The organism is Candidatus Pelagibacter sp. PS_28 (assembly GCF_059417885.1).
Genome location: NZ_CM182070.1, coordinates 1,294,693 through 1,314,076 on the forward strand (window position 1 = coordinate 1,294,693; position 19,384 = coordinate 1,314,076).

Consider the following 19,384-nt stretch of genomic DNA (forward strand, 5'->3'; position numbering starts at 1 on the left):
TGAATTAAAAAAAAATCTTTATATATTGCCTTTACATTATTGAAATTACAGAATGGGCTTTAGCCCATTTTTTTTTGGAGCTAATAAACTTATGTTAAATAGAAGATCAGATAAATTAGAATTATTAAGAATTGCTGAAGCAGTTGCTTTAGAAAAGTCTATAGATAAAGAATTAATTATAGATTCCATGGAAACTGGAATTGCAAAAGCTGCCAAATCAAAATTTGGACAGGACAATGAAATTAAAGTTTTAATAGACAGAGAAAGTGGCGATATTGGAATTTTCAGAAAATTAATTGTTGTAGAAAAGCCAGAAAATACAAATACAGAAATTAATCTTCAAGATGCAATCATTTTAAATGAAGTAAACAAAGATAAAAAAATTGGTGACGAAATTTTACAACCGCTTCCCTCTTTTGATTTCGGAAGAATAGCTGCGCAAACAGCAAAACAAGTTATTAGTTTTAATGTAAGAGAAGCAGAACGTGAAAGACAATACAATGATTTTATAGATAAAAAAGACTCAATTCTAAGTGGAATTGTTAAACGTCTAGAGTTTGGAAATGTGATAGTTGATTTAGGTAGAACTGAAGCAATTATTCAAAAAAATGAAATGATCCCTAGAGAAAACATTAAAGCTGGAGATAGAGTTAAAGCTTACTGTTATGATGTTAAAAGAGAAGCTAGAGGACAACAAATATTTTTATCAAGAGCACATCCAAAATTTATGGAAAAACTATTTGTTCAAGAGGTTCCTGAAATTTATGATGGTTTAATTGAAATCAAATCATCAGCAAGAGATCCTGGAAGTAGAGCAAAAATCTGTGTTAAAGCAGTTGATACTTCATTAGATCCAGTAGGAGCTTGTGTTGGAATGAGAGGATCAAGAGTTCAAGCAGTGGTTAACGAATTACAAGGTGAAAAAATTGATATTGTTAATTGGTCTGAAGATCCAGCAATAGTAGTTTCAAATGCATTGTCACCAGCTGAAGTTCAAAGAGTAAACGTTGATAGTGTTGCAAAAAAATTAGATGTAATTTTAACAGAAGAAAATTTAAGTAAAGCAATTGGTCGTAGAGGTCAAAACGTAAGACTTGCTACTAAATTATTAAATTACGAAATTAATATAATGACTGATGCAGAAGATTCAGAAAGAAGACAATCTGAATTTAAAGAAAAAACCGAAAACTTTGTTAAAAATTTAGAGCTGGACGAAACATTAGGACAATTACTTGTTGCTGAAGGTTTTTCTTCAATCTCAGATATTAAAGATAGTTCACCAGAAAATTTAATGAAAATTGAAGGTATAGAGGAAGACACTGCCAAGGCTTTGATTGAAAGAGCAAAAGAGTTTTACCAAAAAGATCAAGAAGATATTACTCAAAGAATTAAAGATTTGGGACTTCAAGATGATCTTATAAATCACAAAGGACTGACCCCTGGAATGTTAGTTACTTTAGGAGAGCAAAAGATTTTAAAATTAGAAGATTTTGCAGACCTTGCCTCTGATGAATTAACAGGTGGTTATGATGTTGTGAAAGGCGAAAGAATTAAGATTCAAGGATACCTTGAAGATTTTGCTTTATCAAAAACAGAAGCGGATGAATTAATTATGTCTGCAAGAAGCATAATTTACAAAGATTGAGTAATGAAATATGGAAAACAAAAAAACAAAATTAACACTGTCTGGCATAGCCAAGAAATCGATAGAGAATATAGAGTTAGCAAAAACTCAAAGTAAAAATTCCGTTGTAATTGAAAAAAAAGCTAGCAAATTTGCCCCTAGAGGTAACTTTACTAGACCTGCTAGTGTTAGGTCAAAACCAGCAGTAACAACCACAAGTAGCTTTCCCCCTAGAACTACATCAGCCCCTAAACCATCGTCTCCAATAACTAATGATTATGAAAAACGTAAGTTAGCTGAACAAAGAGCAACTAGAAGATTAAAAGGAGATACGGGTAAACCCGAAACTAAAAAAAGAGAATTAAAATTAACAGTATCAAGAGCATTAAGTGATGAGATTGAAGCAAGATCAAGAAGTATGGCTTCACTTAAAAGAGCAAAATTAAAAGAAAACAGAGAACTTACTAAAGAAGAAATTCAAGAAAGCTTAAAACCTATAAAAAGAGATGTAAATATTCCTGAAGCAATAACAGTGAGAGAGCTATCTAACAGAATGGCCGAGCAATCAAATAATGTAATCAAACATTTATTTGGAATGGGAGTTACGGTTACTATCAATCAAACATTAGCAGCAGATACTGCTGAATATTTGGTAAAAGAATTTGGTCATAATCCAATTAGAGAAGCAAAAGCAGAAGAAATTATTCAAAAAATAAAAGAGTCTAGATCTGAAAATTTAAAGAACAGACCACCGATCGTAACTGTGATGGGTCATGTGGATCATGGAAAGACTTCGGTATTAGATGTTTTAAGAAGTGCAAATGTTGTTTCTGGTGAATTTGGTGGAATAACACAACACATTGGTGCTTACCAAATACAGCACGAATCTAATAAACTAACTTTTATTGACACACCAGGTCATGCTGCATTTACAGAAATGAGAGCAAGAGGATCAAAATTGACAGACGTTGTGGTATTAGTAGTTGCTGCAGATGATGGTGTTAAACCCCAAACAATTGAATCTATAAAACATGCAAAAGCTGCGAACGTTCCAATAGTTGTGGCAATTAACAAGTGTGATCTACCTGAAGCAGATCCACAAAAAATAAAGAACCAGCTTTTAGAATATGAACTTATCGCAGAAGATTTATCAGGAGATACTTTGATGGTTGAAATTTCAGCAAAAAATAAAAAGAATTTAGATAAGTTGGTAGAGTCGATTGTTCTTCAAGCAGAAATTTTAGACTTAAAAACTGACTTTGAATCTAAAGCTACAGGAATTGTTTTAGAATCTAAAATTGATATTGGCAGAGGAGCGGTTGCAACAGTTGTGGTTACATCTGGAACAATTAAAAAAGGTGATTTTTTTGTTAGTGGGTTAAAATGGGGAAAAGTAAGAGCTTTAATTAATGACAAAGGAGAAAACGTTAATGAAGCACCACCATCAATGCCAGTTGAAATTCTTGGAATTAATGGAGCAGCTAAATCAGGAGATGATTTTATTGTCTTAGATTCAGAAAAAGAAGCCAAAACATTAAGTGAGACTAGAGCAGAAGAAACCAAAACTGGTGGAAGTCCTTTAACTTTTGCTACTCAAGACTCAGCTTTTGCTGACAAGTCAGCTGCAGAATTAAATATTATTGTAAAATCAGATGTTCATGGATCTGCAGAGGCAATCAAAAGTGCTATCAATCAAATTACCCATGATGAAGTAAAACCTAAAATAATTTTATCTGATATTGGAATGGTAACAGAAACAGATGTAACTTTAGCAAAAGCATCTAATGCTGCATTAATTGCGTTCAATGTTAAACCAAGTAAGGAAGCAAAAAAATTAGCTGAAAATGAAAAAATTGTAATTTCTTCTTATAATATTATTTATGAAGTTTTAGATTATATTAAATTAAGAATGTCAGGACTTCTTGCTCCAGATGTTCAGGAAAAAATTATTGGTACAGCTCAAATTCTAGAAATTTTCAAAGTTTCAGGTACAGGAAAAGTTGCAGGCTCAAAAGTAACTGAAGGTGAAATAACTAGTGGCGCAAGTGCTAGAGTAGTAAGAGATGGAGCAATTATTTATACTGGTAAGATAAGTACTATTTTTAGAGAAAAAGATCAGGCAAAACAGGTTAGTAATGGTCAAGAATGTGGAATAACACTTAAAGACTTTATCGATTTCCAGAAAAACGATACAATAGAGGCGTATAGTACGACTTCGACGGAAAGAACAGTATAATGGCTGATAGAATAGGAAAACCGGTATCACAAAGACAATTGCGTGTTGGAGAGATGATTAGGCAATCTTTAGGCATGATTTTTGCCAGAAATGAAGCTAAGGTCCCGAATTTAGAAACTAACACTATAACGGTCACAGAGGTGAAAATGAGTCAAGATCTTAAAATTGCTAAAGCTTACGTATTACCACTGGGTGGTAAAGATACAGAGCTGGTTGTTAAAAAATTGAGAGAATACTCTTTCTTGATTAGAAAAGTTTTATCTAAAAAAATAATTATGAAATATTTACCAAAAATACTTTTTGCTAAAGACGACTCTTTTGAGTACGCAGAAAAAATAGAAAACTTAATAAAACAAACAAATAAATAGGAAAATAAATAGTATGACGAAAAAAGCAGAAGAATTAAAAATGCACGAGAAGGACACTGGTTCTTCAGAAGTACAAATTGCATTATTAACAGGAAAAATTGAAACTCTTTCAGCACACATTAAACAATTCAAAAAAGATAAACACTCTTCAGTTGGATTATTAAGAGCAGTAAATAGAAGAAAAAAATTGTTAGAATATTTAAAGAAAAATAAATTTGATTCTTACAAAAATGTATTAACACAATTAAATTTAAGAAAATAGATAGAAGGAAACGGAAAATAGATGTTCAAAGTATATAAGAAGGAAATTGAAGTTGCAGGTAAGAAGATAAGTTTAGAAACAGGTAAAGTAGCAAGACAAGCAGACGGAGCAATTATTGCTTCATGTGGTGAAACAGTTATTTTAGCAACAGTAGTAGGAGCAAAAAAAGTAAATCCAGATATGGATTATTTTCCTCTATCTGTAAACTACCAAGAAAAATATTATGCAGGTGGTAAAATTCCGGGTGGATTTTTTAAGAGAGAAGCAAGACCAACTGAAAGTGAACAATTAATCTCAAGATTAATTGATAGACCTATCAGACCTTTGTTTCCTGGTGAATTTAAAAATGAGGTTCAGTTGTTACCAACAGTAATTTCATATGACAAAGAAAACCAACCAGATATCTTAGCAATTACAGCTTCATCAGCTGCATTAGCTATTTCAGGAATGCCATTTATGGGTCCTGTAGGAGCTTCAAGAGTTGGTTATGTTGACGGTAAGTTCATTCTTAACCCATCAAAAGCTGAATTAGAAAAATCTAGTTTGGATTTAGTTGTTGCAGGTACTAAAGATGCTGTGCTTATGGTTGAATCAGAAACATCAGGTTTAACAGAAGAAGTAATGTTAGATGCAGTTAAGTTTGGTCACGAAGGTTTTGTTCCAGTAATCGAAATGATAGAGGAACTTGCAAAAGAATGTAGAAAGCCTGAGTGGACTGTTGAAAAGAAAGATTTATCCGAAGTTAAGAAAAAACTTGAAGAAAACTTTACAGAAGATTTAACTAAAGCTTTTGCAACAATTGATAAGCAAGATAGATCAAATCAAATTTCAGAAATTTCTGATAAAGCAAAACAGCTTTTTGCAGAAGATGAAAATTACTCTGATTTTAATGTTAATGATGAATTAAAAAACCTTGAAAAGAAAATTGTTAGAACTGATATTCTTAAAAACAAAAAAAGAATTGATGGTAGAGGTTTAGCTGATGTAAGAGCTATTGAGTGTGAAGTTGGTGTTTTACCAAGAACTCATGGTTCAGCATTGTTTACTAGAGGTGAAACACAAGCAATTGTTGTGACTACCCTAGGTACTTCTGATGATGAACAGAGAATAGAAAGTCTAGATGGACAATCCAGAGAAAGATTTATGCTTCATTATAACTTTCCTCCTTTTTCAGTTGGTGAAACTGGAAGAATTGGAACAGGAAGACGTGAAGTTGGTCATGGAAAATTAGCATGGAGAGCAATTAATTCTTCATTACCTCCAAAGGAAGAGTTCCCTTACACTTTTAGAATAGTGTCAGAGATAACAGAATCTAACGGTTCTTCTTCAATGGCGAGTGTTTGTGGTGCATCTCTTGCCCTAATGGATGCTGGTGTGCCGATTAAAGAACCAGTTGCAGGTATTGCGATGGGATTAATCAAAGAAGGTGATGATTTTAGTGTCTTATCAGATATTTTAGGTGATGAAGATCATCTTGGAGACATGGACTTTAAAGTTGCTGGAACTAAAGATGGAATTACTTCACTTCAAATGGATATCAAAATTACAGGTATAACATTTGAAATCATGGAGCAGGCTTTAAAACAAGCTAAAGATGGAAGAGTTAATATCTTAGGTGAAATGAATAAAGCTTTAAGTGAATCAAGAGCTGATGTTGGTGAACACACTCCAAAAATGGAACAAATTACAGTTGATAAAAAAGATATTGCAGCTGTGATTGGAAAAGGTGGAGCAACGATTAGAGAGATTGTTGAAAAATCAGGTGCTAAACTCGATGTGAATGATGAAGGTGTAGTAACTGTTGCTGCTCCAGATGAAGAGTCTAGAAACATCGCTATGCAAATGATTAAAGACATCACAGCTAAAGCTGAACTAAATAAAATTTATTCAGGTAAAGTAATGAAAATTATGGAGTTTGGTGCATTTGTTAATTTCTTAGGTAAACAAGATGGTCTTGTTCATATTTCAGAACTTGCTGCTAAAAGAGTAGAAAAAGTTACTGATGTTGTCAAAGAAGGTGACGAAGTAAAAGTTAAAGTGATTGGTTTTGATAGAGGTAAAGTTAAACTTTCTATGAAACAAGCTGCTGAATAATTTTTAAATTAAAATTCTAAACCCCTGGAATGAAAGTTCTGGGGGTTTTTTTATGGGGCTTTTATTAAAAACCCTACGCACTCTCTTGTTTTGAGGGAAAATATTCTACTTCTGAAAAACGATCTGTCGGAAAAATCCAATAAAATTCAAGGGTTTCTTTTCCATTATTTTTTAAGGCATGTTCAGCATTTCCAGCTATATAAACTACATCGCCCTTTTTAATTGTTTCAAGTTTACCTGATTTATTTAAAATTCCTGTACCATTGGTAACCACATATATTTCTGCAGGTGAGTGATAATGAAGTGTTAAATCTCCACCAGGCACTATTTCAGCAAAACCAAGGGATAAACCAGAACTACCATCAAAATCTGCATCAACTAAAAATTTCCACCTTACTCCAGGATACTTTTCAGTTGATGACCATTCTTGACTCAAAACAGAAGCAAGATTTTTTACAAAAATCATTCAAAATCTTAGCTTATGTCTTATTTTTTTTAAATATAAATTATTAAGTCTAAAAAATTCTTCAAAATTTTTTTAACTAAATTTAACTATATTTTAGGTAATATTTTTAGGATCTGGCATTCCAACCTTGTTATATCCAGCATCTACGTAATGAATTTCACCAGTAACACCATTTGCAAGGTCGCTTAATAGATATAAGGCTGAATTTCCAACATCATGAATATCTACGTTTCTTTTAAGGAAAGAATGATCTTCATTCCACTTGTATAAGAATTTTGCATCTCCAATAGCAGAAGCTGCTAAAGTCTTAATGGGTCCAGCACTTATAGCATTCACTCTCATGCCTTTAGCACCTAAATCTCTTGCAAGGTACTTAACACTTGCCTCAAGAGCTGATTTACAAACACCCATTACGTTATAATTTGGAATAGCTTTAGTAGATTCGTAAGTTAAGGTTAACATGCTTCCACCTTCTTTCATTATTTTAGATGCTTCTTTTGCAACTTCTGTAAATGAAAAACATGAGATTAACATACTTCTTAAAAAGTTTTCTCTAGTAGTGTTTAAATACTCACCTGATAATTCTGATTTATCTGAAAATGCAACTGCGTGAACCACAAAATCTATTTGTCCCCATTCAGATTTAATATCTTCAAAAAGTTTTATTACTTCTTCTTTATTCTCAACATCACAACTAAATGTAGCTTTTGAATTTAATTTTTCTGCTAAAGGGATTACTCTTTTCTTTAATGCATCACCAAGATAAGTGAATGCAAGTTCTGCTCCAGCTTCTGCAAGTTTCTGCGAAATACCCCAAGCGATAGACCTTTCATTGGCAACGCCCATGATTAATCCTCTTTTGCCTTTCATTAAACTCATTTAAACCTTTTCAAAAATTAAAGTTGCATTTGTTCCGCCAAAACCAAAGCTGTTAGACATAACAGAGTTTAATTTAACATCTGTTTCAGTTTTAGTAACGATTGGGAATTTTTTTGCTTCATCATCCATTTCAGTGATGTTAGCTGAAGCAGTGATAAAATTATTTTTCATCATGATTAAACTATAAATTGCCTCATGAACTGAAGCAGCACCTAGTGGGTGACCAGAAAGGGATTTAGTAGAACTTATTTTTGGTACCTCAGCACCAAATGCTTCTCCAACACCTCTAAGTTCTGTTATATCTCCAACAGGAGTTGAAGTTCCGTGAGTGTTTAAGTAGTCCATTTTATTCTTAGCAGTTGCTAAAGCCATTTTCATACATCTAACAGCACCTTCACCAGATGGGGCTACCATATCATACCCGTCAGAAGTCGCGCCATAGCCTGTTAATTCAGCATATATGTTTGCACCTCTTGCTTTTGCATGCTCGTATTCCTCAAGCACCAAAACTCCACCACCACCTGCTATTACAAAGCCATCTCTAGTCTTATCATAAGCTCTAGAAGCAGTTTCAGGCGCATCATTGTATTTAGAAGATAATGCAGTCATCGCATCAAACATTGCAGTCATTGCCCAGTGTAATTCTTCACTACCACCTGCAAACACAACGTCTTGTTTACCCATTTGAATTAATTCACTTGCATGACCGATACAGTGTCCGCTAGTTGCACACGCAGAACTCATCGTATAATTAACTCCTTTAATTTTAAAGGGTACAGCAAGAGTTGCTGAAGATGTACTAGCCATAGTTCTTGGAACAATAAATGGTCCCATTAACTTTGGAGTTTTGGCTCTAGTCTTATCAACTGATAAAACAACATTCTCTATTGAAGGACCCCCAGAACCCATAACTATTCCAGTTTTAAAATTACTTATATCCTTATCCTCTAATCCTGAATCCTTAATAGCTTCTTTCATTGCAATGTAATTATATGCAGATCCAGAGCCCATAAATCTGATAGTTTTTCTATCGACATGATCTTCAAGTTTAATATTTGGTTTGCCATGAATGTGGCTTCTTAAATTATGCTCTTTATATTCCTCGCAAAAAGATATTCCAGATTTTGAATTTAAAAGAGATTGATAAACTTCTTCTTGATTATTCCCCAAACAAGAAACAACTCCCAAACCTGTAACTACTACTCTTCTCATTATTTAAATAACCCCACTTTTAAACTTTCTGCTGAATATATTTTCTTGTCATCGGCAAATACTAAACCATTTGCCAAACCAACTGTTGTTCCACCTGGTGCCATAATTTTTTTCATATCAATTTCATATCTTACATTTTTAACATTTTGTAAAACTTCACCAGTGAATTTTACTGTACTCACGCCTAAAGCTCTCCCTTTGCCTGGATTGCCAAGCCAACCAAGATAAAAACCAACTAACTGCCACATAGCATCCAAGCCAAGACAACCTGGCATAACAGGGTCTCCTTTAAAGTGACAATCAAAAAACCAAAGGTCTTTTTTGATATCAAGCTCCGCTTTTAAAGAGCCTTTGCTAAAAGCACCATTGTCCTCGTTGATTTCTGTTATTCTATCAAACATGAGCATCGGTGGAAGCGGTAATTTTGCATTACCTGGGCCAAAAAGTTCGCCATTTCCGCAGCTTATTAGCTCATCATATGTGAATGAGTTTTTTTTCATAAATTTCAGTCCCTTAATACTTGATTTATGATGATTATAATATAGAAATAGTTTAGAATTATTATAAACAGCAATGAATAATATTAATATATACAAAGAAAAACTGAGAGAATCTGGCTTAAGACCAACTAGACAAAGGTTAAAAATCTGTGAAGTATTGTTTTCACCTGAAAAAACTTTTCATTTTACGATAAATGATTTGACCAAAATTATTGAAGAAAAGTTGAGTGAAAAAATTTCCCTAGCAACAGTTTATAATACAATTCATGCATTTAAGAAAAAAGGATACTTAAAAGAAATTTCAATTAATAGTGATAAAAGTTATTTTGACACTAACGTAACTGAACACCATCACTTTTTTGACGAAGATACAAATGAGTTGATTGATTGTAGCAACGAAGAAATTGATTCAGTGAATATAAAAAGAAATATCACAGGAAAAAAAATAAAATCAGTAGAAGTATTGATTAAAGTTGCAACTGATAATCAAACTCAAAAATAATTCAATAATTTCAATAATTTAATAGTTACATTAAAATAATTCTAAACTGTTGACTTACAGTTTAGAATGATTATATGTACACCATAATCATTAAGGAGAAAAATATGTCATTAAAAGGAAGTAAAACAGAAGAAAACTTAAAGGATGCATTTGCAGGTGAGAGCCAAGCAAATAGACGTTATTTATATTTTGCTCAAAAAGCAGATATCGAAGGCTATAACGATGTAGCATCCGTATTTAGATCTACAGCTGAAGGTGAAACAGGTCATGCACATGGACACCTTGAGTATCTTGAAGAAGTTGGAGATCCAGCAACGGGACTACCAATTGGTGAGACTAAAGCAAATTTAGCTTCAGCAGTGCAAGGTGAAACTCATGAATATACAGACATGTACCCAGGTATGGCAAAAACAGCTAGAGAAGAAGGTTTTCCAGAAATAGCTGATTGGTTTGAAACTTTAGCAAAAGCTGAAAAATCACACGCTGGTAAATTCCAAAAAACATTAGAATCTATTGCGTAAATAAAACTTAATTTATGGTGGGGTTTTCCCCCACCATTAAATCCTAAAATTTTAAATATGAGTAAAGAAGGCAGTATAGACGCACCCATTAGACACCCAATCAATTTTGAGCATCCAGATTTTTTAGATCCTAAAAAATTAGATGACGAAATGAGAAGAGCATTCGATATCTGCCATGGATGTAGAAGATGTTTTAATTTATGTGACTCGTTTCCAAAATTATTTGACATGATAGATGAGTCAGAAAATGAGGATGTAGAAAGTTTAAAAAGTGAACAGTTTGAACCTGTAGTTGATGCTTGCACATTGTGTGATATGTGTTTTATGACCAAGTGTCCTTATGTACCGCCACATGATTTTGATTTAGACTTTCCTCACTTAATGTTGAGATACAGAACAGCTCAAAAAAAATTAAATAAATTACCTGCAGTACCGGCACAATTAGCTCGAATTGATAGAAATGCAAAAATTGGTGTAATGTTATCATCACTTATAAACTGGGCATCAAACATTAAAAATACATTTTTTAGAAAAATATTAGAATTAGTTGCTGGAATTGATATGAGGGTTAAGCTTCCAACCTACAATTCAGAAACATTTACAAAATATTTTAAAAAAAATAATATTCCAGTAAACAGTGAAGCTCCATCTAAAGATAGAAAAGTTGTAATTTATTCAACATGCTTTGTTAATTTTAATAAAAAAGACACTGGTGTAGCTGCATTAAAAGTTTTAAAAAAAAATGGAGTAGAGGTTCAAGAGGCTTACCCAGGTTGTTGTGGAATGCCTTATCTCGAGCAAGCAGATTTACCAAAAGTTGTGGAGCAAGCTAAAAAAGTTTCCAAAGATTTATTAGAGTGGGTAGATAAGGGTTATCAAATTATTACTCTAACAGCCAGCTGTGGTCTAATGTTAAAATTTGAATGGCCATTGCTATTACCAAACGATGAAAATATTAAAAGACTTTCAAAAAGTGTTAGTGATATAGATGAGTATATCGTTGATATAGCACAAAACGAAGGCTTAGCAGAGGGCTTACAAGAAATTGATGGTGGGGTTACAGTTCACAACGCTTGTCATGCAAGAGCACAAAATATGGGTATTAAATCTAGAGATATGCTTAAATTCATTCCTAATATAAAAATGGATGTTGTTGAAAGATGTGCTGGTCACGGAGGAACTTTTGGTGTGATGAAGGAAACTCACGATCTAGCTATAAAAGTTGGAACACCAACAGCAAAACAAATTAAAAATAAAAATAATAAATACATGGCTTCAGATTGTCCTTTGGCAGGTAAGCATTTGAAACAATTAGAAACAGACACAAATATTTCAAATGATGAGGCACTTCATCCTATCGAATTAATGGCAAAAAGTTATAGATTGTAATTATGAGTAAAGAAAAAAGACTAATAGAAAAAGAAGACTTACTACCATCTGATGTTTACGCAAAAAGTAGAAAACAAATCAGAAAAGATTTAGTTGAGTTTAAAAAAGATAGAAGAATAGCACTTGGTCCTTATGCTACTTTTTATTTTGAAAGTTTTGAAACTATGGTTGCCCAAGTTCAAGAAATGCTTCACATCGAAAAAGGTGGAGATGAGCAATTAAAAGATGAATTAATAGCCTACAATCCCTTAGTACCAAGTGGAAAAGAACTTATAGCAACATTAATGTTTGAAATTGATAATCCAATTTCAAGAGCTAAATTTTTAGGTAAAGTTGGAGGTATTGAAGAAAAGGTATTTATGAAAATTAATAATGAAATTGTTAAAGCAGTTCCAGAAGCAGATGTTGACAGAACATCAGCAGATGGAAAAGCTTCTTCAGTACAGTTTATCCATTTCAAATTAAATGATGATCAAATTTCTAAATTTAAATCAGATAGTGCAACTATTGAACTTGGGATTGATCATAAAGAGTATACTCACACAACAAAACTATCAGAAAATAGCATTAAATCGCTATGTGATGATTTTATCTAATAGAACCCCAAATATTTTCAGTTTTGACCCAGCCTGAATAATCCTCAGTTTTTACGTTACACCATATATTTTCACATTTTTTTAAGATTAATAGTCTTCCCTTTTCTAGTTTGGCTATTGGTTTTGAAAAGTTAGATGGTTTTTTATATAAAATTTTATCTTCTAAAATAATAATAGAATTTGATTTTTTAATCTGAGAAATGTGGATCCATCCACTATTATTTTTTAAATCTATAATTCTCCTAAAATTTTCTTTTTGATCTATTTGTTTTATCGGTAAATTTATTTTTTTATAAATATATTTGATTTTTGAATCAAAACTTGGTCCATATCGAACATTTACTTTACTTTTTTTTAAAGAAAGAAATTTTTCTTCTGCCATTAAAAATTGACCAAATAAAACTGATAGACACAAAAACCAGATAGCTATTTTTTTTATCATTTACAAAAACAGTTTTTTCTTTTTTTAAGTTTAACTTTTCTAAAATTTAATTGTAATAAATCTAAGATAAAAATATATCCATCAAGACTTTTTCCAATACCAAGTATTTTCTTTAAAACTTCATTTGCTTGTATTGTTCCAATTATACCAGCAACAGTGCCAAGAATACCTTCTGACTCGCAATTTAATAAGTCATCTGAAATATCAGAGTCTTGAAAAAAACATCTTAAACATGGAATTTTTTTATTTTTAAAATTAAAAGTAAATATATGACCGTCAAATTTACTTATGGCTCCGGTTACAAGTATTTTTTTAAATTTATAACAAAAATCATTTAATAAAAATTTTGTTGAAAAATTATCAGAACCATCAACTATATAATCATAATCTTTTATAATTTTCTTAAAGTTATTTTTATCAAGTCTTATTTTGTAAATTTTAATTTTAATACTTGGGTTTATTTTTTTAATTTTAACCCTTGCTACTTGAACTTTAAATTTTCCTATATCGCTGGTGTTATAAAGACTTTGTCTGTGTAGATTAGATAAACTAACTTTATCATCATCAACTATACCTATCGAACCAACTCCAGCTCTTGCAAGAAATTCTGCAACAGGAGATCCTAAACCACCCATTCCAACAATTAAAACTTTTGAAGATATAATTTTTTTTTGTCCAATAGTGCCAATATCTTTTAGTACTATTTGTCTTGAGTATCTTTCTATTGATGCTTTTTTTAATTGGCTATTCATTTACCTGTTGAGCCAAATCCACCATCACCTCTCAATGTATCAGGTAAATTATCTGTTTCTTCAAACTCCATCTTAATTACAGGCATTAAGACCATTTGTGCTATTCTATCTTTATTGTTGATAAGGAAATCTTCTTTACCATGATTAAAAAGTATAACTTTAATTTCTCCTCTATAATCACTATCAATTGTCCCCGGAGTGTTTAAAACTGTAATACTTTTTTTAGCAGCCAAACCAGATCGAGGACGAATTTGAACTTCATAATCCTCTGAAAATGCCATTGAAAGCCCTGTAGGAACCAAATATGAGCTATTAGGTGCTATTCTAATAGGCTCCTCTATAAAAGCCATCAAATCCATACCTGAAGCACCATCTGTTTTGTAAGCAGGTAATTCTACTTTAGGATTTAATTTTTTGATTAATACTTTAGCCACTGAATTTTAATTTAATCTTTTAATAACTCTATCTACTATTTCATCAGAAATTTCAGATTTACTTTTTATTGTAAGCCTTTCATCATCCATATTTTTATCTCTATAATAAATCGAAACTTCATTAAAACTAGAGTCAAATCCAATTGCTTTATTGGAAACATCATTTGCAATTATCCAATCACAGTTTTTTTCATCTAATTTTTTTTTTGCATTTTCTTCTATATTATTAGTTTCTGCAGCAAATCCAATTACCAACTTTGGTCTAAGAGAATTATGTTTTGATACATAATTTAAAATATCAATATTTTTTTCTAGTTCTAGATTTAATTTTTCTTGCTTTTTAATTTTGCTATTACTTATTTCTTTAACTTTAAAGTCAGCAACAGCTGCTGAAAAAATTGCTACATCTGTTGGTAAATTATTTTGTGCAGCTTTAAACATTTCGTCTGCAGTTTCTACTTTAATTAAGTTTATATTGTTGCCTACTTCTAAATTTGTAGGTCCAGAAATTAAAGTGGTTTGAAATCCTTTTTTAGCAAATGCTTTTGCTAAAGCATAACCTTGTTTTCCAGAAGATTTATTTGTTATAAATCTTACAGGGTCAATATATTCATTAGTTGGTCCAGCCGTTACTAAGGCTTTTAATTTATAATTTTTATTTAATTCACTAAAGTATAAATTAATTTCTTGAACAATATTATCTGGTTCAGTCATTTTCCCTTCACCAAATTCTCCACAGGCCATATCTCCAATTTCAGGACCTATAATTTTATAACCAAATGATTTTAATTTTTTAAGGTTTTCTTTCGTCGATGGATGGTCCCACATTCTAACATTCATTGCTGGTGTTAAAAAAATATCTTTATCTGAAGCCAAAATTACAGTTGAAGCAAGATCGTCTGAAGACCCTGTGCTTAATTTTGAGATTGTATTAGCGGTAGCTGGAGCTACAACAATTAAGTCTGCCCATCTAGATAGTGAAATATGATCCATTTCAGCCTCATTTTCAGGGCTAAATAAATCGTCATAAACTTTTTCTTGAGATAGTGAGGCAACGGACAAAGGAGTTACAAATTCTTTAGCACTTTTAGTAAGAATAGTTTTAACCTTTGCACCTAATTTTTTTAATGATCTGATTAATTCTAAACTTTTGTAAGCAGATATGCCACCACATATTATTAAAAGTATTTTTCTTTCAGATATATTATTCATTGTGAGAATTAAAATACTACTAGACCAAAAATTACAAGCAGTAATAAACCAACAATAGATTGATTTCTAAAGGCAGTCATTTCAGATCTTTTTTCATTTAAGGCAGTAAATGAATTTGAATTTTGGGGGATCTGTCCACTTGCTAAAAATGATAAAGCTTGATTGGCTTTATCCATAATCTCTGGAAAATCAGGCAATCTTTTAATTACTTCAGTAGTACTTTTTAAACTTTCATTTAAGGTATTAATTGGATCTTTTGTTTCTCTTAACCAACTTTCTAAAACTGGTTTTGAAGTTTCCCATATATTGGTATTAGGGTTAAGTTTTCTCGCAACACCCTCAACCACTACCATTGTTTTTTGTAACATTAATAATTGAGGTTGAGTTTGCATATTAAATTTTTCAGTAACTTCAAAAAGTTGTTTTAATAATTTTCCCCCAGAAATATCTTTTACAGATTGACCAAAAATTGGTTCACCAATTGATCTTAATGCTTGTGCTAAATCATTAACAGGCACATCTTTAGGAACTAGACCAGCAACCAAATGTACCTCAGCAACTTTTTTGTAGTCTCTTTGAATAAATCCAAATAAAATTTCAGCTAAAAATCTTTTGCTAAGATTGTCTAATCTTCCCATTATTCCAAAATCTATAGGAACAATTTGCCCATTATCGTCAATAAATATGTTTCCTTGATGCATATCAGCATGAAAAAAACCGTCTCTAACAGCATGTCTTAAAAAATGCTGAATTACATCAGAGGCTATTCTCTTAGTATCTATATTTCTTTTTTGTAAATCTTCTGTTTCACGAATAGAAACGCCTTCTACCCAATCAAGTGTCATGACATTTTCGCTTGTAAAATTCCAATAAATAGCAGGAACTCTAAAACCTGCATCATTCTTTGTATTTTCGGCATATTCATTTGCAGCTGCTGCTTCAAATCTTAAATCCATTTCTAAATTAGTTATTTCTTTAAGAAGAAAAACTACTTCTACCAATTTCAGCCTTTTTGTTTTTTTTATAAATGACTCAACCATAAAAGCAAAAAGCATCAAAGCATCTATCTCTTCATTAAATACTTTTTTTATATTTGGTCTTAAAATTTTAATAGCAACATCTTTTATGGTTCCATTGTCATTTATTTTTGCTTTATGAACCTGTGCTATTGAAGCTGCTGCAACTGGTTCACTTAAATCAATGATTGAATTGAAAGTATCATCTCCTAGGTCTTTTTTAATTATTGCTTTTGCTTCAGTTAAAGTAAAAGCGGGCAATCTATCTTGTAAGCCCTCTAACTGTTTTGCTAAATCATCTCCGATAATATCAGGTCTAGTAACCAAAAATTGTCCTAACTTAATAAATGTAGTTCCCATTGATTGTAGCGACTTAGAAAGTTTTGCTCCTTCATTTTCGTTTAAATTATTTTTATTCGGTGGAGAAAAAGAAAATGAAAGTATTTGGAAGAGAATCTTAATTGCTAATGGTGGTTTTTTAAACTTAGAAAGAATAGTTAATATATCAGAACGAGCTAATTTTCTTCCTAATTTAAATAAGATGAATATTTTTTTTAACATTAGATTTTCCAGCCTGAATGAATAGCTACAATTCCACCTGATAAGTTTCTATAACTGCAGTTAACAAATTTATTTTTATTCATTAAATCAATTAACTCTTCTTGATTAATAAACTCTTCAATACTTTTAACCAGATATTCATAAGGTTCTTTTTGTCCAACTATAGCTTTTCCAACTAAAGGAATAAGTTTTGAATAATTTTTATATATAAAGTCTAAATTAGAGTTTTGAATTTTAGAAAATTCTAAACATAAGTAACGACCTCCTGGTTTTAAAACTCTATAAGCTTCTGATAAAGCTTTATTTAGATCTTTAGTATTTCGTAGTCCAAAACTAATTGTATAATAATCACAAGAATTATCTTTAATAGGCAACTTTTCAGCTGGAGCAATTATCCAATTGATATTTTTATAAGTATTTAACTTTTCTTTGCCTTTACCAATCATCCCTTTATTTGGATCAACGCAAAATATTTCACCATTTTTATCAGTTGCATCTAAAAAAAGTTTACCAAGATCTCCAGTTCCGCAGGCGACATCAATTAAAGTTTTATTATTTGAAGGGTTCATCCAACTTAATAGATCTTTTTTCCAAATTCTATGAACACCCAATGACATAAAGTCATTCATTAAATCATATTTGTCATAGACATTATCAAAGACACTTTGGACAAGGCCCTTTTTGTTTTGGAGATATTGCTGCATATTAAATTTATTATTTATTGATAATATAGTCTCAAATGCCAGAATTACCAGAAGTAGAAATAGTCAAACAATCGTTATCTAAAAAATTAGAGCATAAAAAAATCAAAAAAATAATAATTACGAATAGAAATTTAAGGTTTAAAATTCCTTTAAAATTTGAAGAATTATTAAAAAATAAAATTATTAAAAAAGTAACTAGATTTTCAAAGTATTTGATCTTGAATTTTTCTGATCAATCTTTTTGTTTAATTCATTTAGGGATGTCTGGAACTGTTCATTTAATAAAAAAAAATAATATTAGTAAGTTTACTAATACTAGTTTTTATAATTCACCAAGCCTACCAAAAAAACATAATCATGTTGAAATTCATTTTAAAGGTTTAAGAGTTATATACAATGATCCTAGAAGATTTGGATTTTTTAAATTTATAGAAAACAAGAAGGAACTTGAAAAAAGATTTAGTCATTTAGGACCTGAACCATTTTTTAAAAATTTTAACTTAGAATATTTAATTGGTTATTTCACAAATAAAAAAAAGGATATAAAAAGTTTCTTATTAGATCAAAAATTTGTATCAGGAATTGGAAATATTTATGCTAGTGAAATTTTATTTTTATGTAAAATTAATCCAATTACCTATGCATCAAAGTTAACCAAGCAAGATTGCAAAAAAATTATTACTTATTCAAAAAGTGTACTTAATAGGGCTATTAAAAAAGGAGGGTCAAGTATTCGAGATTTTAAAAACATCACTGGAAAAAGTGGAAATTTCCAAAAAGAATTTAGGGTGTATCAAAGAGAAAATCTAAGCTGCTTAAGAACTAAATGTAATGGGAAAATTCAGAAAATATTTATATCTAATAGGTCAACATTCTTTTGTAATACATGCCAAAAATAGGGAATTATTCTATTGACCAGTATAAATTCTCAAGCTATACCACTGCGCTTATGGCAAACACAAAATCAGCAATTAAAAGAATTAGAAGAATTGCTACACAAACATTGGTTAATAAGGCTCGTAAGAGCAAGTACAGAAATGCTATAAAAAAAATGAACCTTCTTCTGGTAGAAAAGAAAAAAGATGAAGCTCTAAAATTCTTGCCAAAGTTGAACTCTGAGTTAATGAAAGTTGCAAAAACTGGAATTATAAAGAAAGCAAATGCTTCAAGAAACATTTCGAGAATAACAAAGAAAATTTCAGCCTTATAATAAATTTATACGACTATTTTAAATTTCAACTAATAGTACTTACATCATATAAGAAATCAAATTTTTAGATTAACTATATATAGATTTAGTAAAACAATAAGAAACATAATTTATAAATCACACAATCATAGATTTTAAATTTGTAAAACTTAATCGTTCAATCAAACAACACTGTGGCAAAATAATTTTTAAGATTAAAAACAGATCACCTCTTGGTTGTAATATTATATCAGCATTAGAGAGAATATTCCCGTTTGAAATGAATCACCCATAGATTTAATTTATTTTTATTTTTACTAAATTATTTATTGCAAATATTAATTTTATTTATTTTTGCTTTTACAAAATTATTTATTGCAAAAAAATTATTTTGCTTCTAACTGACTTTATTCCTACAAATTTTT

At 30.8% G+C, this 19,384-nt stretch carries 21 protein-coding genes; 11 read left to right on the forward strand and 10 right to left on the reverse strand.

Annotated elements, in window-relative coordinates; translation table 11 throughout:
• Nucleotides 1-52: 52 nt before the first annotated feature.
• From nusA to pnp, 5 genes are read left to right on the forward strand one after another with little or no spacing between them, the layout of a single operon-like run.
• Complete coding sequence (nusA, locus tag AC5SMR_RS07025; protein ID WP_006997519.1) at nt 53-1,645, forward strand: transcription termination factor NusA; 1,593 nt, start codon at nt 53-55, stop codon at nt 1,643-1,645.
• Between the two features lie 10 nt (nt 1,646-1,655).
• A complete protein-coding gene (gene infB / locus AC5SMR_RS07030; RefSeq protein WP_271523115.1) occupies nt 1,656-3,860 on the forward strand; it encodes a translation initiation factor IF-2 in 2,205 nt (734 codons plus the stop codon).
• Nucleotides 3,860-4,228 carry a 30S ribosome-binding factor RbfA gene (rbfA, locus tag AC5SMR_RS07035; protein WP_271512296.1) on the forward strand — a complete coding sequence of 123 codons (369 nt, stop codon included), beginning with the start codon at nt 3,860-3,862 and terminating at the stop codon, nt 4,226-4,228. The genes infB and rbfA overlap by 1 nt, the downstream gene beginning before the upstream one ends.
• Nucleotides 4,229-4,241: 13 nt before the next feature.
• Nucleotides 4,242-4,490: a 30S ribosomal protein S15 gene (gene rpsO, locus AC5SMR_RS07040; protein ID WP_006997516.1), complete on the forward strand. Its 249-nt coding sequence runs from the start codon at nt 4,242-4,244 to the stop codon at nt 4,488-4,490.
• 21 nt (nt 4,491-4,511) lie between these two features.
• Entirely contained in the window at nt 4,512-6,584 is a 2,073-nt protein-coding gene (gene pnp, locus AC5SMR_RS07045) for a polyribonucleotide nucleotidyltransferase (protein ID WP_494576914.1), read from the forward strand.
• Between the two features lie 73 nt (nt 6,585-6,657).
• On the opposite strand, the gene AC5SMR_RS07050 is transcribed toward pnp, so the two are convergent.
• The 4 genes from AC5SMR_RS07050 to fabA form a co-directional block, all read right to left on the reverse strand.
• Nucleotides 6,658-7,050 carry a cupin domain-containing protein gene (locus tag AC5SMR_RS07050; protein WP_494576915.1) on the reverse strand — a complete coding sequence of 131 codons (393 nt, stop codon included), beginning with the start codon at nt 7,048-7,050 and terminating at the stop codon, nt 6,658-6,660.
• Between the two features lie 93 nt (nt 7,051-7,143).
• On the reverse strand, nt 7,144-7,929 hold the full coding sequence (locus tag AC5SMR_RS07055; RefSeq protein ID WP_006997513.1) for an enoyl-ACP reductase FabI: 786 nt from the start codon (nt 7,927-7,929) through the stop codon (nt 7,144-7,146).
• Nucleotides 7,930-9,141: a beta-ketoacyl-ACP synthase I gene (gene fabB, locus AC5SMR_RS07060; protein ID WP_018413736.1), complete on the reverse strand. Its 1,212-nt coding sequence runs from the start codon at nt 9,139-9,141 to the stop codon at nt 7,930-7,932. It lies immediately after the preceding gene.
• Nucleotides 9,141-9,641, reverse strand: a complete 501-nt coding sequence (gene fabA / locus AC5SMR_RS07065; RefSeq protein WP_011281681.1) for a bifunctional 3-hydroxydecanoyl-ACP dehydratase/trans-2-decenoyl-ACP isomerase — start codon at nt 9,639-9,641, stop codon at nt 9,141-9,143. The genes fabB and fabA overlap by 1 nt, the downstream gene beginning before the upstream one ends.
• A 73-nt stretch (nt 9,642-9,714) precedes the next feature.
• Between fabA and AC5SMR_RS07070 the strand changes: the two genes are divergently transcribed.
• From AC5SMR_RS07070 to AC5SMR_RS07085, 4 genes are all read left to right on the forward strand, one after another.
• A complete protein-coding gene (locus AC5SMR_RS07070) occupies nt 9,715-10,143 on the forward strand; it encodes a Fur family transcriptional regulator (protein WP_006997510.1) in 429 nt (142 codons plus the stop codon).
• Nucleotides 10,144-10,247: 104 nt separating this feature from the next.
• Nucleotides 10,248-10,664, forward strand: a complete 417-nt coding sequence (locus AC5SMR_RS07075; protein ID WP_006997509.1) for a rubrerythrin family protein — start codon at nt 10,248-10,250, stop codon at nt 10,662-10,664.
• A 57-nt stretch (nt 10,665-10,721) separates the two neighbouring features.
• Nucleotides 10,722-12,053 carry a (Fe-S)-binding protein gene (locus AC5SMR_RS07080; RefSeq protein WP_006997508.1) on the forward strand — a complete coding sequence of 444 codons (1,332 nt, stop codon included), beginning with the start codon at nt 10,722-10,724 and terminating at the stop codon, nt 12,051-12,053.
• 2 nt (nt 12,054-12,055) lie between these two features.
• Nucleotides 12,056-12,649 carry a DUF3501 family protein gene (locus AC5SMR_RS07085; RefSeq protein ID WP_494576916.1) on the forward strand — a complete coding sequence of 198 codons (594 nt, stop codon included), beginning with the start codon at nt 12,056-12,058 and terminating at the stop codon, nt 12,647-12,649.
• On the opposite strand, the gene AC5SMR_RS07090 is transcribed toward AC5SMR_RS07085, so the two are convergent.
• The 6 genes from AC5SMR_RS07090 to ubiE are packed head-to-tail and all read right to left on the reverse strand — an operon-like array spanning nt 12,642 to nt 17,770.
• A complete protein-coding gene (locus tag AC5SMR_RS07090; RefSeq protein ID WP_494576917.1) occupies nt 12,642-13,091 on the reverse strand; it encodes an SH3 domain-containing protein in 450 nt (149 codons plus the stop codon). The two genes, AC5SMR_RS07085 and AC5SMR_RS07090, sit on opposite strands and share 8 nt — an antisense overlap.
• A complete protein-coding gene (locus tag AC5SMR_RS07095) occupies nt 13,088-13,843 on the reverse strand; it encodes a HesA/MoeB/ThiF family protein (RefSeq protein ID WP_271486380.1) in 756 nt (251 codons plus the stop codon). The genes AC5SMR_RS07090 and AC5SMR_RS07095 overlap by 4 nt, the downstream gene beginning before the upstream one ends.
• A complete protein-coding gene (gene dut / locus AC5SMR_RS07100) occupies nt 13,840-14,277 on the reverse strand; it encodes a dUTP diphosphatase (protein WP_006997504.1) in 438 nt (145 codons plus the stop codon). Before dut ends, AC5SMR_RS07095 begins: the two co-directional genes overlap by 4 nt.
• Before the next feature lie 6 nt (nt 14,278-14,283).
• Nucleotides 14,284-15,489, reverse strand: coding sequence for a bifunctional phosphopantothenoylcysteine decarboxylase/phosphopantothenate--cysteine ligase CoaBC (coaBC, locus tag AC5SMR_RS07105; protein WP_271615915.1), 1,206 nt, complete (start codon nt 15,487-15,489; stop codon nt 14,284-14,286).
• A gap of 8 nt (nt 15,490-15,497) precedes the next feature.
• Nucleotides 15,498-17,066 (reverse strand): 2-polyprenylphenol 6-hydroxylase, encoded by a 1,569-nt coding sequence (ubiB, locus tag AC5SMR_RS07110; RefSeq protein ID WP_006997502.1) that lies wholly within the window; start codon nt 17,064-17,066, stop codon nt 15,498-15,500.
• The gene (gene ubiE, locus AC5SMR_RS07115; protein WP_011281685.1) at nt 17,066-17,770 is read right to left on the reverse strand and encodes a bifunctional demethylmenaquinone methyltransferase/2-methoxy-6-polyprenyl-1,4-benzoquinol methylase UbiE; all 705 of its coding nucleotides are present in this window, start codon (nt 17,768-17,770) and stop codon (nt 17,066-17,068) included. The genes ubiB and ubiE overlap by 1 nt, the downstream gene beginning before the upstream one ends.
• Before the next feature lie 35 nt (nt 17,771-17,805).
• On the opposite strand from ubiE, the gene mutM reads away from it, so the two are divergent.
• On the forward strand, nt 17,806-18,669 hold the full coding sequence (gene mutM, locus AC5SMR_RS07120; protein WP_011281686.1) for a bifunctional DNA-formamidopyrimidine glycosylase/DNA-(apurinic or apyrimidinic site) lyase: 864 nt from the start codon (nt 17,806-17,808) through the stop codon (nt 18,667-18,669).
• A gap of 50 nt (nt 18,670-18,719) precedes the next feature.
• Nucleotides 18,720-18,980, forward strand: coding sequence for a 30S ribosomal protein S20 (gene rpsT / locus AC5SMR_RS07125; RefSeq protein ID WP_011281687.1), 261 nt, complete (start codon nt 18,720-18,722; stop codon nt 18,978-18,980).
• The last annotated feature ends 404 nt before the right edge of the window (nt 18,981-19,384 follow it).

What these genes read in the sequence shown, in the direction of transcription:
- nusA (WP_006997519.1), top strand. Translation starts at nt 53, where the DNA reads ATGGGCTTTAGCCCATTTTTTTTTGGAGCTAATAAACTTATGTTAAAT.
- infB (WP_271523115.1), top strand. Translation starts at nt 1,656, where the DNA reads ATGGAAAACAAAAAAACAAAATTAACACTGTCTGGCATAGCCAAGAAA.
- rbfA (WP_271512296.1), top strand. Translation starts at nt 3,860, where the DNA reads ATGGCTGATAGAATAGGAAAACCGGTATCACAAAGACAATTGCGTGTT.
- rpsO (WP_006997516.1), top strand. Translation starts at nt 4,242, where the DNA reads ATGACGAAAAAAGCAGAAGAATTAAAAATGCACGAGAAGGACACTGGT.
- pnp (WP_494576914.1), top strand. Translation starts at nt 4,512, where the DNA reads ATGTTCAAAGTATATAAGAAGGAAATTGAAGTTGCAGGTAAGAAGATA.
- AC5SMR_RS07050 (WP_494576915.1), bottom strand. Translation starts at nt 7,050, where the DNA reads ATGATTTTTGTAAAAAATCTTGCTTCTGTTTTGAGTCAAGAATGGTCA.
- AC5SMR_RS07055 (WP_006997513.1), bottom strand. Translation starts at nt 7,929, where the DNA reads ATGAGTTTAATGAAAGGCAAAAGAGGATTAATCATGGGCGTTGCCAAT.
- fabB (WP_018413736.1), bottom strand. Translation starts at nt 9,141, where the DNA reads ATGAGAAGAGTAGTAGTTACAGGTTTGGGAGTTGTTTCTTGTTTGGGG.
- fabA (WP_011281681.1), bottom strand. Translation starts at nt 9,641, where the DNA reads ATGAAAAAAAACTCATTCACATATGATGAGCTAATAAGCTGCGGAAAT.
- AC5SMR_RS07070 (WP_006997510.1), top strand. Translation starts at nt 9,715, where the DNA reads ATGAATAATATTAATATATACAAAGAAAAACTGAGAGAATCTGGCTTA.
- AC5SMR_RS07075 (WP_006997509.1), top strand. Translation starts at nt 10,248, where the DNA reads ATGTCATTAAAAGGAAGTAAAACAGAAGAAAACTTAAAGGATGCATTT.
- AC5SMR_RS07080 (WP_006997508.1), top strand. Translation starts at nt 10,722, where the DNA reads ATGAGTAAAGAAGGCAGTATAGACGCACCCATTAGACACCCAATCAAT.
- AC5SMR_RS07085 (WP_494576916.1), top strand. Translation starts at nt 12,056, where the DNA reads ATGAGTAAAGAAAAAAGACTAATAGAAAAAGAAGACTTACTACCATCT.
- AC5SMR_RS07090 (WP_494576917.1), bottom strand. Translation starts at nt 13,091, where the DNA reads ATGATAAAAAAAATAGCTATCTGGTTTTTGTGTCTATCAGTTTTATTT.
- AC5SMR_RS07095 (WP_271486380.1), bottom strand. Translation starts at nt 13,843, where the DNA reads ATGAATAGCCAATTAAAAAAAGCATCAATAGAAAGATACTCAAGACAA.
- coaBC (WP_271615915.1), bottom strand. Translation starts at nt 15,489, where the DNA reads ATGAATAATATATCTGAAAGAAAAATACTTTTAATAATATGTGGTGGC.
- ubiB (WP_006997502.1), bottom strand. Translation starts at nt 17,066, where the DNA reads ATGTTAAAAAAAATATTCATCTTATTTAAATTAGGAAGAAAATTAGCT.
- ubiE (WP_011281685.1), bottom strand. Translation starts at nt 17,770, where the DNA reads ATGCAGCAATATCTCCAAAACAAAAAGGGCCTTGTCCAAAGTGTCTTT.
- mutM (WP_011281686.1), top strand. Translation starts at nt 17,806, where the DNA reads ATGCCAGAATTACCAGAAGTAGAAATAGTCAAACAATCGTTATCTAAA.
- rpsT (WP_011281687.1), top strand. Translation starts at nt 18,720, where the DNA reads ATGGCAAACACAAAATCAGCAATTAAAAGAATTAGAAGAATTGCTACA.